The following is a 14,758-nucleotide window of genomic DNA, read 5'->3' on the forward strand; positions in this document are numbered from 1 at the left end:
GATTGTTACAGCTCATTTTATCAATCATAATTCCTAAAGATTTTATAGCTTTGCATTTCTATAAGTGCCTATCGGGTACATTTTTTAATTTAGATTTATGATTTCCGTTGATAATTTGGCAGTTGAATTTAATGGTTCAACTTTGTTTAGTGAGGTTTCTTTTGTAATTAATCCGACAGATAAAATTGCCTTAATGGGTAAGAATGGTGCGGGTAAGTCGACAATGATGAAAATTATTGCAGGTGAAACCAAGCCTACTCGAGGTGCCGTTCGTTCGCCCGAAGACACGGTAATTGCATATTTACCACAGCATTTATTAACGGATGATGATTCGACCGTATTTGAGGAGGCGTCAAAAGCTTTTGGACATATTTTTGATATGCAAAAGGAAATGGATGCCTTGAATAAGGAATTGGAAACAAGAACTGATTATGAGTCTGAAGCTTATATGAAGATCATTGAAAAGGTGACTGAATTGGGTGAGAAATTCTATGCGATTGAGGAGGTGAATTTTGATGCTGAGGTAGAGTTAGCTTTAAAAGGGTTAGGATTCAAAAGAGAAGATTTTACCAAGTTGACCAGTGAGTTTTCTGGAGGTTGGAGAATGAGAATCGAATTGGCAAAAATTCTATTGAAAAAACCTGATTTGATTCTTTTGGATGAGCCGACTAATCACTTGGATATAGAATCTGTTGTTTGGTTGGAGGATTTCTTAATCAATAAAGCAAAAGCTGTATTGGTGATTTCGCATGACAAAGCATTTATTGACACCATTACCAATCGAACGATTGAGGTAACAATGGGCAAGATTTATGATTATAAAGCCAATTATTCGCACTATTTAACTTTACGTGAAGAAAGACGTGAGCAGCAAATAAAACAATACAACGAGCAGCAAAAAGTAATCAAGGATATACAGGATTTTATTGATCGATTTAAAGGTACTTATTCTAAAACCAACCAAGTGAATTCGAGAGAACGTATGTTGGAAAAGATGACCATTATTGAGATTGATGAAATGGATACTTCTTCAATACGATTGACTTTCCCTCCGGCACCACGTTCGGGTGATTATCCTGTAACAGCTTTAGATTTGACCAAGTCGTATGATGACCATATTGTTTTTAAAGGCGCCAATATGTCTATTTCTAGAGGTGAAAAGGTTTCATTTGTTGGAAGAAATGGGGAAGGGAAGTCGACCATGATTAAGGCCATTATGGGTGAGATTGATTTCGAAGGGAAATGTGAATTAGGACACAATGCGAAGGTTGGATATTTTGCACAGAATCAAGCGGCGTTAATGGATCCTGAACTAACGGTTTTCCAAACTGTAGACATGGTCGCTGAAGGTGACATTCGAACGCAAATTAAAAGTATTCTTGGTCGTTTTATGTTCAGCGGTGAGAATATTGATAAAAAGGTTGGCTTTTTATCAGGTGGAGAGCGCACCCGTTTGGCGATGGTGAAATTATTGCTCGAACCGGTGAATGTTTTAATTCTCGATGAACCTACGAATCACCTTGATATCAAATCGAAAGAGGTTTTAAAAGAAGCTTTATTGGCTTTTGAGGGGACGTTAATTTTGGTTTCTCACGATCGTGATTTCTTAAAAGGATTGTCACAAAAAGTCTTCGAATTTAAAGACAAGCGTGTCATCGAACATTTCGAATCTATTGATGAATTCTTGGTAAGAAATAGAGTCGAGAGTTTGAAAGCTTTAGGGTAGAATTTAGGTTCGATTGTGGTTAAGCGTAAACCAAAAAAATCCCACAAAATATATTTGTAGGATTTTTTTAGCGGTTTTGAGTTAAATGTCTGATGCTTTGGTATTGTTCAGACAAATGGAATTGATTCTTGATTAACTTAAAGAAGGAATTACTAAATTGTATCTTCTAATATGTTCGGCATACTCGGTAATGCTGTAATTGTAAACTTTATACCGATTTTGATTGAGGCACTTTAATTCATTGATTTCATCTTTGTCCCTATCCAAATATACTTCAACTACGCATTCAGGATTGTGTACTGTACTAATGAATTCTCCGAGATCATTTTTGATATTATTCATATTATATTTTTTGGTTAATACTGTTCATTATGTTGACTTTGGTCTAAACCATCTGATTCTAAATCTTTGTTTACCCGCATCGGTATGAGTTTATTACTTACTTTATAAAGTATCATCGAAATCATAAAGACATAGGCGAAAACAGCAACAAGTGCGATAATATGTACTATAAATGTCGATGTTTCACCATTAACAAGTCCTACATCTTTTGCAAAAATGGCAGTAGCAATCATGCCGAACATTCCAGCAACACCATGTGATGGAAATACATCCAAAGTATCGTCTAATTTTGTTTTGTTTTTGATCTCAATTGCGATATAACTCAGGCAGGCGCCTAGTGTTCCAATAAGGAGACTTTGGCCAATTGTTACAAATCCAGCAGCAGGTGTAATGGCCACTAATCCCACAACTGCACCAATACATGTACCTATCGCAGATATTTTTTTACCTCTTATTAAATCGATTAATATCCAGGTAACCATGGCAGCTGCACTCGCGCAATTAGTTGTTGCGAAACTCATCGCAGCTTCACCATTTGCACTAAATGAAGAGCCAGCATTGAAGCCGAACCAGCCAAACCACAACATCCCCGTACCTAATAGAACGAATGGTATGTTGACTGGTTGATGTGATTTGTTAATCCGCTTACCTAAAACCAGTGCGCCTGTCAATGCTGTCACTCCTGCAGACATATGTACAACTGTACCGCCCGCATAATCTAATACACCTGCTAATTTTAAAAGCCCCTCAGGATGCCATGTCATATGGCAAAGAGGAGCATATATAAAAGTGGAGAAAAGTAGAATGAAAAATAAGTAACCCTTAAAATTAATACGTTCAGCAAAACTTCCAGTGATCAACGCGGGCGTTATAACGGCGAATTTCAATTGGAACATGGCGAATAATACGAATGGTATGTTGGGCGATAATAATGCGTTGGGTGCGACGCCTACATTGTCGAATGCAAAATAGGTCAAAGGATTTCCAATAATTCCCCCGTTACTTTCGCCAAAACATAAGCTGAAACCAATTAATACCCACCAGATGCTTACTACTCCTAATGCCACAAAAGATTGTAGCATTGTACTTATAATATTTTTTTTACTAACCATTCCACCGTAAAAAAACGATAGTCCAGGGGTCATGAAAAAAACGAGACATGTGGCAGTTAGCATCCAGGCAATATCGGCAGCAATAACTTCAGACATATTCTAATTATGGTTTAAATAATTATTAATTAATGCTTAAAATTAGTTTTTAGCGCTCGTTTATTAAAGTAAATTCATATAAATGATTGAATATTTAACGAATTGATAATTTTTAAACTGTTTTGTTATGAATAATGTAAAATTGATGCTAATATTGAGGTATGATTAGAAATATTGATAAAGTTGATTTACAAATTCTAGATTTTTTAATTGCAGATGCGCGGATGCCTTATACGGAAATAGCGAAGAATATAGGCGTTTCAGCTGGAACGGTGCATGTTAGGGTTAAGAAGCTTGAAAAAAGAGGTCTTATTCAAGGCGCTTCCCTCGTAGTTAATTACGAAGTGATGGGCTATTCATTTACTGCTTACGTTGGAATAATTATAGGAAGATCTAGTGATTCGGACAAGATAATGACGAATCTCACGAAGATTCCGGAAGTAACGGTTGCTAATATTACCTCCGGTCAATTTGGGGCCTTATGTAAAATAAGATGCAGAGACACATCGCACGCAAAAAATGTGATTTACAAGATTAATGATGTTTCAGGGGTCGTTAGAACAGAAAGTATGATCAGTCTAGAAGAAACGATAAACGATAAGAAACGATTATTTAAACAGATTTTTGAACTTTAAATGCATTTCTTACAATTGAAACTACTTTTTTCTCGGACTTATTGATGGCTGCTATTAAATACACCTCAGTCAAACATCATCAATTTGGGCAACGTTCTAATTTATTGCGGAAGTAAAGGACTTTTAGAAGGTATAGTGATTTTAAAACCACTTTAAACTTAAACTACCGTTCGAAAGGATTAGAACGGTAGCAGTAATTCTATTTAGCCCTTTTGGGATGTGTAAAACGTAAGCTTTAAAATGAATCCTTTCATTTTAAATGCTGAAGTGAACTAAAATATTATTAAAACCTACAAACTGATAGTGAATTCATCCGTTTAACGAAGAATTTTAAATTTTTTATCATCAATATGAAATTAGTTTTTTTGCAGCGAACTTAAATGATAGTCAAGAGCAATTTTTTCAATTTCCTCAAATTCCTTATACTTTTTATTGTGAAGAGCTACCAAGTATTGATCGATAAGTAAAGACCAATTATCAAATTTTATTAACTCTTCCTTCTTCCATTCTTCCCAATCCGAAATTATTTTTTTAGAACGGCTTGTAGAATCCCAAATGTAAAGTTGACCCTGATCGTTATATTTTGGTTGGCGATCTAATATTTCCTGACGTTCGTTTATATAAAAGCCCGATTTACATTGAAGAATTTCTTCATATAAAAAAACAAGTATTGAATCTCTAACGGATGCTTCTAAATCAGCACCAAAACTAAAACTATTCATGCACCAACTTCTCGCGGAATCCTTTGCGAAAAAAGTAGATTTTAATCTCCTATTTTCTTGAAAGGATGCGATTTCAGCATCATATTTATTTTCTAAATCCTCTCTACCTTTTTTTAATGAATCAATAAGTTTTTGTGGCATTTTGGTTGCGAATGCATTGGTTATTTCTTTTTTGTAGTCCAAAACACCTTCTTCAATTAAACAGATGCGGCACGCTTGTTCAAAATCATCTTCGTTATTTTCAACCCAAAATTCACCTATAGTAATCCAACCCCGCTGAACCTTTAATAAGCTCTCAAAGATTAAGGAAATATGCTTGTCCGCTTTTGTTAGATTCATTTTGAGATTTCGAATAAAGTTTACCCCGTTCTCGTCTTCAGTTATTTCGTATGCTACATTCTTGAAAGTGTAACCTTGGGCTTCAGTTCTTACCCTTTCGAATGAAGTCTTATTTTCTTTTTGAAAGAAATCCAAGCGCAACATCTTATTCTCGTTGATGGTTGCTGTTAATTCTTTGTCACCGTAGAAATTATTCTCAATGGTATATTCCAAATCTTCTAAATTCATTGTTCCGACTGTGAACTGCTCGAAATCATTTTTTAGAATAGCTTCAGCTAGATATTCAGATAAATCTTCAGGTGTTAAAAATTTTTCACCATTTTTTGCACTCTTACAACTCGTTGGGAAAAATAGAAGGAATAAAATAAAATAGGGAATAATTTTCATTTCAGTGAACAATTAGGTTCATCAAAAATAAACTTATTTTTTAAAACCACTTTAAACTTAATCAACCGTTCGAAAGGATTCGAACGGTAGCAATAATTCTATTTAGCCCTTTTGAGATGTCTAAAACGTAGCTTTAAAATGAATCCTTTCATTTTAAGTGCTGGAGCGAACTAAAATTCTAATAAAAAATATATTATCTTACAATCATGATCGGTGGTTATAAGTTTCGTAATCCAGAAGGAATTTATTTTGTAAGTTTTTCTGTCGTTGATTGGCTCGATGTTTTTGTCAAAGATCAATACATCAATATTTTATTGGATTGTTTGCGTTTCTGTCATAGGGAAAAAGGTATGGAAATATATGCTTGGTGTATAATGCCTAATCATATGCATTTAGTTTTTAAAAGTGTTGGAAAACAAGATGCTGGATACTTATTAGGTGATTTTAAACGTTATACTAGTAATGCTTTAGTAAAAGCTATTCAAGAAAACCCAGAAGAAGAGCGAAAAGATTTTTTTTTATCAAGATTCAAAGATGCTGCCAACAAAATTGCCACGGTTAAGCATCATAAATTCTGGCAAAATGACAATAGGCCAAAAGAAGGTTGGAGTAATTGGTTTATTTTACAAAAGATTAATTATACCCACAATAACCCCGTAAAAGCTGGTTTTGTCAGTAAGCCAGAAGAATATAAATATAGTAGTGCTGTTGATTATTGCGGAGGAATAGGACTTTTAGATGGTATAGTGATTTTAAAACCACTTTAAACTTAAGCTACCGTTCGAAAGGATTAGAACGGTAGCAATAATTCTATTTAGCCCCTTTGGGATGTCTAAAACGTAAGCTTTAAAATGAATCCTTTTATTTTAAATGCTGAAGTGAACTAAAATATTATTGAAGTCTATTTTTCCCAAACTTCCCTCACAAAAATTGCATTTGAAAAGCCTTCACCTCGTACGAGCGGGTCACCTCCATATTGGGTCAATATTTGCCCAATAATATTACATTCTTGGTCGTATATGGTTTGTTTTCCTTCCATAAAACAATCGTCCCCATAAACAACATAAACAGTTTCATTTTGAAATAGATATTCTAAGACACCACTCTCACCAGCAATTGCACAACCCTCTCTTTTGTTCAATTGTTTAATCACTTTCTCCATACATTTTGGAGTATCGTCAGCGATTTTAGATTTATAACAACCTGTCAAGGTCATTGAATAAAAAATGAGTAGTGGTAAGAGATGCTTCATCATAAAACTTTTATATAATGATGTTTGCCAAGATCAAATGGTTGTATTGGCGTAGTTAAATCTTACTCATGCCAAATCTTAACATCATCATAATAAAGATGATTCACATATGGAATAGTGGGATTGCGATAGATACCAAATTTAAAATAATGAGATGAGCTATTGAGCATATTCTTACCAGAAACTTTACCATCGGTTAATGCCGTTCCGTCTAACCATACCTGAATGGTTCCGCTATTGTTTTCAGCCCAAAGAATATTGAATTTTAAACGATGCCATTCTCCTTTTGTGATTTCACGGATCGCAATTGATTTACCGCCATATACAATGCTTATAGTTGAAACATCATGCCAGTCAGGATTGAATCCATAAACACTGGTCGCCTCAGGATCACTTAATATATTTTTGTAATGAATATCTGTCGTGTCGAAATGATTATAATAAATTCCAATAGGAGGGGAGGCATTCTTTCCTGTGTAATCAATCCAATCCTCACCATCATCAAATACAGGTTGGTGGTGCCATTGACCGAGGACTTGCCAATTGACGCGATCTTCAGCATCTCTTAAATCTACATCTTCATAATCTACAGGGATATAAAAACTGTATTCATACCAAGTATCATCTCCTTCAATAGCTTTTTGGTCGAATGTTAATTCTGCCCGATTGCCGCCAGCAACAATGCTCTCTGGTGAGATTGTAAATTTACATGACTGTTCACCTTCTATTTTTGTATCCGTGCTAATCATGACATCATCAGGATCATTTCTCTCACCACCACCGCCATAAGCAACCCAATCTTCTAAAACTGTTTCGAATCCAAAATTGATGTCTTGTAAAGGAGCTTTTTCTATTTCAGCAGCATCCTTTTTACAACTAAATATTAGGCAAGTTAAGGCTATTGATATAAAAGATTTAGTTGCATGCATATTTCAAAATTAAAATATTATTCCAGTATAATTCTGTTCGGCCACGTAATTTATTAAACGGTGGGCAAATACTTTTATTTCTATGGATTATAGGGACACGTGGTCCAAGGATAGGCACATTGGTATTTTCTTTGAATCCAGGCAATATAGTTGGTGCCATTATGCATGAATGAAACCTTGGCCCAAAGTCCGGAAGTGGCTAATAAGTTTAAACTTAAAAATTTTCCAGATTTACAAATCAATTTGGAATTTACGTTGGGTTCCGAATAAAAGGGAACACCTAAGGAGTCTGGAAGGGACATATCAGCGATATTGATTTTGAGATGGTCTATTTTAATCCATTTATCCTTGATTGCATTTAGTGAAATATTGATTGTGTCATCAGGTCCTGGGACTCTTCTGATATTTTCTATTTTAACCCAGCCATCCTTTACCTCAGCAATTGCAATTTTATACCATCGCAGTCTTTCATGCCCTGGTTTGATTTTTAATTTTGTAATGAAGTCACCGTCAATTCCATTATAAATAATTAAGGAATCTGTCGTTGTATTGTCAAAATAACATTCAACACGCTCTTCGTAGAATATTTTGTCATCCGTCTGGGATAAACCCATAAAAGCATTTAAAATAAATAAAAAGAGGAAGCGTTTATGCATTCAAATTATGATCGTTTAGGTTGATGAATTTTAAATTTACGAATTAAAACTGATATACAATGGCATTGATATGCATGCCGGCACCCACACTTGCAAAAAGGACAATATCACCTTCATTAATCTCATGATCTTTTATTTTGCCAGCTCGAATTAAATCGAGGAGGGTAGGAACAGTCGCAACAGAACTATTGCCAAGTTTTGCAATACTCATCGGCATAATTCCTAATGGCATTGCAACTCCATATAATTTATAAAATCGTTTAACGATTGCTTCATCCATTTTTTCATTGGCTTGATGAATTAAGATTTTATTTACGTCTTCTATTCCATATCCACTTTTATCCAAACAGGCCTTCATTGCACTAGGCACATGTTTCAATGCAAATTCGTAAATTTTACGACCATCCATTTTAATGAACTTTGTATCCGATGAAATGGATTGATTACTTGAGCTTCCATAATAAAGATAAAAGGCTTCATCAAAAGTATAACTGGCTGATTCGTGTGCTAAAATTCCACCTGAATTGTTGGTTGATTGGATGATTGCTGCTCCAGCGCCATCTGAGAATATCATCGAATCTCTATCGTGTTTGTCCACGACTCTCGATAAAGTTTCAGCACCAATAACCAAACAAGTTTTAGCTATTCCAGCTTTGATAAATGCATTCCCTTGAATCATTCCTTCGATCCAGCCGGGACAACCAAACAATAGATCGTATGCAACTGTTTTTGGGTTTTTTATTCCTATTTTTTGTTTAATTCGAGCTGCCAAACATGGCAAGATATCCGATTGTAAGGTATTGATTTTGACATCTCCAAAATTATGTGCTACAATGATATAATCAATGGTTTCTTGATCAATACCCGCATCTTTAATCGCTAATTCAGCTGTTAATACGCCTAAATCGGAAGCTGTTCGATTCGATTCAGCATAACGGCGTTCAGAAATTCCAGTTATTGCTTTAAATTTTTCAATAATTTCAATATTGGAAGAAGGAATAGGAGTGCCGTCATCATTAAGGAATAGATGTTCTTCAAAACTTTCATTTTTTTTAACGACAGTTGGAATAAAACTGCCTGTTCCGATAATTTTAACTTGCATAAATGAATCTTTGTTATTCGAAACAAATGTATCGGGCTTATAATTAAGCCGAAAACCATAACTGTACGATTCTACACTGTTCAATCACGCTTAATTCGTCTATAACTTAAGAGAAATGGTCGCTGAAGAAGATTTATTATCCAATGCTCATGCATGAATGAGAACACTTATTTGAACGACTATTTTGTTTTATCGGCATACAATTTAATCGACTCATTTAGTTTTGCAATGAGTTTGGTTGTTATAATCAAATCGAAATCAATAATCTCGGCGACTACTTTTTTACCAATTTTTAGATGTATAACCAAATTATAACATTGAGAAGCATTTGGTTGCGGGCCAAAATAAAAAATGCTAAATTTAAATTCATACCACTTTACACTTCCGTAATCTTTACTATGGCCTTTACGTATTTCAATTTCTTGGATTTCATTGTAGGCAATGGAATTTACTTTATTCGTTTTTTTACCGACGGTGAAAAGATCAAGATAAGCTGGTGCAAGAACAATACCTATCCGCCTTAATATATATATGTTTTTTTGGGTGAATTTTTCCAGAATATCCATCGTGTTAGTTCTATTTAATGACCGAAACGGAAGGTTAGGAAAGTAATCAAAACGAAAAAGCTCATGTAAAAAATAATTTTTCCATTCGCCCTTTGCTCTTCCACATAGACATAAACCTTTTCACCATTTGACAGTGTTTTTTTTGATTTCCATAAGCTCCATCCGATTAAAATACCAAGTAGACCTCCAGCAATTCCGAAAAAATACCCAGCAAGAACAGTAAAACTAGGACCTTTTTCAGGTGCCGAAAGTTCACTGTCACGTTTAATATTTAATTTTTCTAGAACTGCAGAATCTACATTGACACCACGATCTATTAACAGTTTTTTTGCTAAAACATAATCATACATGCTCCATTCATCCTTCTTTTCTAAGATCTCAAAAAGTTCTGAGTTTGTAAATTTATAGAGATAATGGGATTGATCTACTTCTATGATTTCGTTTTCAGCCTCAGCTTCTAAATATCCTTGAACTTTGTTGAAATCATCTTGTTGTATTAGAATCTGAATATTTGACTGTTTATTTCCAGTAAAAGTTATATCGACTTCAAATGCATCATTTATGATGCTAAACTTGATTTTTCTTTCTTCTAAGAGTTGGATCAAGTCATTAGCAGCATCTATATCGCTGAACGTTTTAAAAAGTGAAAATTCATTCATTTTGCCGATTTAATCAAGTTAGGTTTTTTTAAAATTAATCAATAATTTTAAAAAGATTCGGTCGCTTAATCTTTATTGACTAAATCTGTTTTTATTGTGTCAATCGAATTTTATATATTTTGCGATAACATTAATCCTCATCACCTGGAGCGATGAACTTTGTTAGAATGGCGTAAAATACGTAAGCTGATGCGATGATGATGAGCACAAAAAGAATGGCTAGTATGACTTTTCCCATATTTATTGCTTTGATGTTTAAATCAACAATTTTAAATTAATACAAGGGTTTAGTATCGTTCAAACTACTGCTTATAATCACGTGTCTGACGAGGAATAGGTTGGTGGGGAAACTTGAATAAAATCAACACCACGAAAGAAATTTATTTTCTGAATCTTTAATATCAAATCCTATCTTCTAGATTTTCAATCTTAAGATGAGCAATAATATCAGAGGCAATCAGTGCATTGTATCCTTTTGTTTTTACGGCTGAATCCCCCGCCTTTCCATGGAAGTACACACCAATTAAAGCCGCATGGAGCGGTGCGTAATGTTGTGCCAAAAGTCCCGTAATGATTCCCGTTAAAACATCTCCGCTGCCACCAGTCGCCATTCCTTGATTTCCTGAAGTATTATAATAAAGGTCGCCTGTTGGAGAAGAAATACAAGTATTCGCATCTTTTAGGACGACGATACACTTATTTTTAATAGAAAATTCTTGCTGTTTTTTATGGCGCTCAATGCTATCAATTGAATTCCCAACAAGACGATCAAACTCTTTGATGTGGGGTGTTAGAATTGTATTATGGGGTAGAAGTGGAATAAGGTCGTTATTGGTAGCCATAATATTGATCGCATCCGCATCAATGACTATGGGCTGTTTACTTTTTTTAAGAAGTTTTTTAAACAGTTTTTGTGTCGATTCTTCTTGACCAATGCCTGGGCCAATTCCGACAGCACTATAATTTTCAATTTCCGGTAAACTAGATAAATACGCTTCGTTTTCATCAGTTATACACATGGATTCTGGAACAGAAATTTGCATAATATTATACCCACATTTTGGATTGAATGTGGTCAACAATCCAACACCACTTCGCAAGCATGCTTTGGCTGATAAAACAGCAGCTCCCATTTTACCATAGGCTCCAGCCATCAATAATGCGTGACCATAGGTTCCTTTATGGGATTGTCGTGGTCGTGATTGTACATAAGTGAGAATGTGTTGGTCTAGTATGTATGCTGTGGAATTTTGTGATTGAATAAATGATTCAATTAATCCGATATCAACGACTTCCCAAGTCTTAATATATGGCGCGTTTTCAGGGAAGAAAAATGATCTTTTTGGTCGTTGAAAACTGGTAACATGACTAGATTTTATGATGTGTTCACCTGTCGATATCTCATCACATAAAACTCCTGATGGTACGTCGATTGAATATATTGTCTTACCCGAATTATTGATGGTTTCAATGATTGTTGCTGCTAAACCTCGAATTGGCTTATTCAGGCCAGATCCGAAAATAGCGTCAATAATTACGTCGTAATGGGATAAATCAGGAAGCTGTGAAGTTGAATCAATCACGATTACATCCTTTAGTTTGTTTTTATTTATTTCGCAATCTTTTGAAAGCTTGTCGCTGAATTGTACAAGAATTGCTTTGGCGGCAATCCCTCTATTTCTAAGTAATCGGCAAACAGCAAAACCATCACCTCCGTTATTTCCAGTACCACAAATAATAACGATGTTTTTTGCTGCTATATCACGTTTTTCTAATGCTTTTACAAGTGCAATTGCCGCATTTTCCATTAATGCAATGGATGTTTGCCATTTGTTTTGAATCGAATATTGATCTGCTGATCTAATCTGTGAAACGTTTAATATTTTTTTGAAGTGTTCCATTTTTTCTTATTCTTTAATCAATTAAAATCAGCTGTATTTCACGTATACAAACTTAATCAATTCACAGCACCTTAAAAGGAATTGACCGAATGACAGAAGAATTAAAAACTGCCACCTTATTATGGTATCCCTAACAGCGGAATGTTATACTATTTAAGTTTGTTGATGGAATTATTTTAATTTAAAATTAATAGGAATTGTGTACCGCACTCTCACTGGAATATTGTGTTGTTTGCCAGGTTGCCAGTTTGGCATTTTTTTAACGGCTTTCATTGCTGCGGCATCCAATCTTGGATCGACTGATTCGACGATTTTTATGAGTTCAATATTACCGTCGGAATTAACGACAAATGAAACCCTAACGATACCTTCAATTTTTTCTTCATAGGCATCGTAAGGATATTTCAATTTTTTACTTAAAAATCGGTAGAACTCCTGTTCACCTCCCGGGTACTCTGGTTCTAGTTCAATTTGTGGATTATCTTGGATTCGACCTTTTTTATCCCAGAAAACAATACCTAATTCGTCTCCATTATTATAATTTTCATAAGCACATTTTTTTCCGTTTTCTAAATACCAATGCCAATCGCCATGTGCAGAATCAGCTACAAATGAACCTTCAAATTTTAAGACTTTATTATCATACCATGATCTTGAAAGACCCTCCAGTTTACCGTCTATATAGATCGATTTATCTTCTAGATTTCCAGATTTATGATAGGAAATCCATTCGCCTGTTTTAATGGTAAGTGAATCATTAAGAAATGCACCTGTTGCATTTAATTCTCCAGACTTAAAATACACTTGGCATAACCAAATTGTGTCTGCTTTATAACATTTCCGTTTAAAATCAGCAGTATCTTGATCACAAACTTCTTTATACCAATCTAAATAAGAAATTAATGTGTCTTGTGAAAAAAGGGGAGTGCTAAACAAAAAGATTGATAAAAGAATAAAATTTTTCATAGGTAAGGTTAGAATTGGGACGAAAATAACTATTAACAATGAATGATTCGTGTTTTAAAGTTGTTTTACAGGGAAGGACATAAAAAACTATGTTTTTGATTTGCCTTTCCTCAATTTTAACAATGGTTTTATCGAGAAGATAATTCCTAAGAGAATTAGAATGTACATACCATAACTAGATATAAACTTTCCAAGTACTGTTTCTACAATCGCTGGATTGTTCGCATTATAATTGATTGTGATGTTATCACCAATATCATACATACTGCCAATAAAAGGAATTCTGAACAGTTCGGCACTACCGAACTGTTCAGTTCCATCTTCAAGTTCGAATTTAACAACAGCTCTTTCTCGAATTCTTTTACCTCTGCTTTGCGTTATTTCTGTGATCTCTGCTTCTGTTTTAACCCAGGTTTCTTCTTGCGAAAATCCAGTGATAACGAAAAACATTAGAAAAAGAGAAGTCAAGTATTTCATTCTGTTGATATTATTTTTTTAATGATTCAATTTACTACTCAACTACAATTGCTCTTGTCGCTGACGAACTCAATTCATCAGTCGTAACATTCACAAAGTAAATTCCAGCTGGACATATACTTGAAACATCAATGATTGATTGGTTTTGAGTCATTAGTCCATTATAAATAGTTTCACCCAGAACATTTGTAATTTTGACTGAATAATTACCATCAATTGTAAAATCTTCACCCAAATCAATTGTTATTTTTTCTTTCGTAGGATTCGGGAAAATGCTTAAACTAAGCTCAGACATGCCATTGTCAGCAATGCCAACGTAGGGTCCCGTAAAAGTAACTCTTACACTATCCATTACCACATCTGTTACGGGCTTATTATCAACCGTTGGCACCATTCCGATGTCTTGTACAATCTCCCAACCAGAAATAACTTCACCAAAAACTGGATGATCATCATCTAAAAACGAATTGTTTACAAGGTTAAAGAAAAATTGACTACCACCAGTATCGGGTCCTGAATTTGCCATAGCAACAGTTCTTTGCGTATTACTTGTCTCGGGATCAAATTCATCCGGAATTGAATAGCCCGGTCCTCCAAATCCAGTTCCTAATGGATCACCACCTTGTACTACAAAATCTTCAACTACGCGGTGAAAAATAATTTCATCATAATATTTAGTATTGACTAAATCAATAAAATTACCAGCAGTTATAGGTTGTAATGTATCGTAGGTTTCAACCACAAAATCACCCATAGAGGTGTAAAAAGTTACCTCAGTTTGACTGCGTCCAATATTTGAGGTTAAAACAATTGCAAAGCAACAAAGTAGAATTCTTTTCATGTTTTTATTTTTTTAGAAATATAAAGAATATGTTTCAAATAATTAATGTT

General features: G+C 34.5%; 16 protein-coding genes. 3 read left to right on the forward strand and 13 right to left on the reverse strand.

Annotated elements, in window-relative coordinates; translation table 11 throughout:
* The first annotated feature begins 97 nt into the window (after positions 1-97).
* Complete coding sequence (locus tag T367_RS0119710) at positions 98-1,726, forward strand: ABC-F family ATP-binding cassette domain-containing protein (RefSeq protein ID WP_027421368.1); 1,629 nt, start codon at positions 98-100, stop codon at positions 1,724-1,726.
* 132 nt (positions 1,727-1,858) lie between these two features.
* On the opposite strand, the gene T367_RS24990 is transcribed toward T367_RS0119710, so the two are convergent.
* Together T367_RS24990 and T367_RS23295 are read right to left on the reverse strand one after the other, a co-directional pair.
* Complete coding sequence (locus T367_RS24990; protein WP_157454325.1) at positions 1,859-2,068, reverse strand: hypothetical protein; 210 nt, start codon at positions 2,066-2,068, stop codon at positions 1,859-1,861.
* A 14-nt stretch (positions 2,069-2,082) separates the two neighbouring features.
* Positions 2,083-3,276: an ammonium transporter gene (locus T367_RS23295; protein WP_051568693.1), complete on the reverse strand. Its 1,194-nt coding sequence runs from the start codon at positions 3,274-3,276 to the stop codon at positions 2,083-2,085.
* A 161-nt stretch (positions 3,277-3,437) separates the two neighbouring features.
* Here T367_RS23295 and T367_RS0119720 point away from each other — a divergent pair, with 161 nt between their 5' ends.
* Entirely contained in the window at positions 3,438-3,911 is a 474-nt protein-coding gene (locus T367_RS0119720) for an Lrp/AsnC family transcriptional regulator (protein WP_027421369.1), read from the forward strand.
* A 356-nt stretch (positions 3,912-4,267) separates the two neighbouring features.
* On the opposite strand, the gene T367_RS0119725 is transcribed toward T367_RS0119720, so the two are convergent.
* Positions 4,268-5,359: a hypothetical protein gene (locus T367_RS0119725; protein WP_027421370.1), complete on the reverse strand. Its 1,092-nt coding sequence runs from the start codon at positions 5,357-5,359 to the stop codon at positions 4,268-4,270.
* Positions 5,360-5,565: 206 nt separating this feature from the next.
* Between T367_RS0119725 and T367_RS0119730 the strand changes: the two genes are divergently transcribed.
* Entirely contained in the window at positions 5,566-6,126 is a 561-nt protein-coding gene (locus tag T367_RS0119730) for an REP-associated tyrosine transposase (protein WP_027421371.1), read from the forward strand.
* Positions 6,127-6,260: 134 nt separating this feature from the next.
* On the opposite strand, the gene T367_RS0119735 is transcribed toward T367_RS0119730, so the two are convergent.
* The 10 genes from T367_RS0119735 to T367_RS24600 all read right to left on the reverse strand — a co-directional run bounded on the left by T367_RS0119735 (position 6,261) and on the right by T367_RS24600 (position 14,708).
* Complete coding sequence (locus T367_RS0119735) at positions 6,261-6,611, reverse strand: hypothetical protein (protein WP_157454326.1); 351 nt, start codon at positions 6,609-6,611, stop codon at positions 6,261-6,263.
* A 62-nt stretch (positions 6,612-6,673) separates the two neighbouring features.
* On the reverse strand, positions 6,674-7,540 hold the full coding sequence (locus T367_RS0119740) for a heparin lyase I family protein (RefSeq protein WP_027421373.1): 867 nt from the start codon (positions 7,538-7,540) through the stop codon (positions 6,674-6,676).
* A gap of 80 nt (positions 7,541-7,620) precedes the next feature.
* Positions 7,621-8,154 (reverse strand): hypothetical protein, encoded by a 534-nt coding sequence (locus T367_RS0119745; protein WP_157454327.1) that lies wholly within the window; start codon positions 8,152-8,154, stop codon positions 7,621-7,623.
* 85 nt (positions 8,155-8,239) lie between these two features.
* The gene (locus T367_RS0119750; protein ID WP_027421375.1) at positions 8,240-9,298 is read right to left on the reverse strand and encodes a 3-oxoacyl-ACP synthase III family protein; all 1,059 of its coding nucleotides are present in this window, start codon (positions 9,296-9,298) and stop codon (positions 8,240-8,242) included.
* A 179-nt stretch (positions 9,299-9,477) separates the two neighbouring features.
* Entirely contained in the window at positions 9,478-9,864 is a 387-nt protein-coding gene (locus tag T367_RS0119755; protein ID WP_027421376.1) for a hypothetical protein, read from the reverse strand.
* A gap of 14 nt (positions 9,865-9,878) precedes the next feature.
* Positions 9,879-10,523: a hypothetical protein gene (locus T367_RS23300; protein ID WP_051568694.1), complete on the reverse strand. Its 645-nt coding sequence runs from the start codon at positions 10,521-10,523 to the stop codon at positions 9,879-9,881.
* Positions 10,524-10,924: 401 nt separating this feature from the next.
* Positions 10,925-12,424: a bifunctional ADP-dependent NAD(P)H-hydrate dehydratase/NAD(P)H-hydrate epimerase gene (locus tag T367_RS0119765; protein ID WP_027421377.1), complete on the reverse strand. Its 1,500-nt coding sequence runs from the start codon at positions 12,422-12,424 to the stop codon at positions 10,925-10,927.
* Positions 12,425-12,595: 171 nt separating this feature from the next.
* Positions 12,596-13,390 (reverse strand): energy transducer TonB, encoded by a 795-nt coding sequence (locus T367_RS24370; RefSeq protein WP_051568695.1) that lies wholly within the window; start codon positions 13,388-13,390, stop codon positions 12,596-12,598.
* A gap of 87 nt (positions 13,391-13,477) precedes the next feature.
* The gene (locus T367_RS0119775; protein ID WP_157454328.1) at positions 13,478-13,867 is read right to left on the reverse strand and encodes a DUF3592 domain-containing protein; all 390 of its coding nucleotides are present in this window, start codon (positions 13,865-13,867) and stop codon (positions 13,478-13,480) included.
* Positions 13,868-13,901: 34 nt separating this feature from the next.
* Positions 13,902-14,708 (reverse strand): peptidylprolyl isomerase, encoded by an 807-nt coding sequence (locus T367_RS24600; protein ID WP_072032233.1) that lies wholly within the window; start codon positions 14,706-14,708, stop codon positions 13,902-13,904.
* Between the last annotated feature and the right edge of the window lie 50 nt (positions 14,709-14,758).

It is taken from the genome of Crocinitomix catalasitica ATCC 23190 (assembly GCF_000621625.1).
GTDB classification, from domain to species: Bacteria; Bacteroidota; Bacteroidia; order Flavobacteriales_D; family Crocinitomicaceae; genus Crocinitomix; species Crocinitomix catalasitica.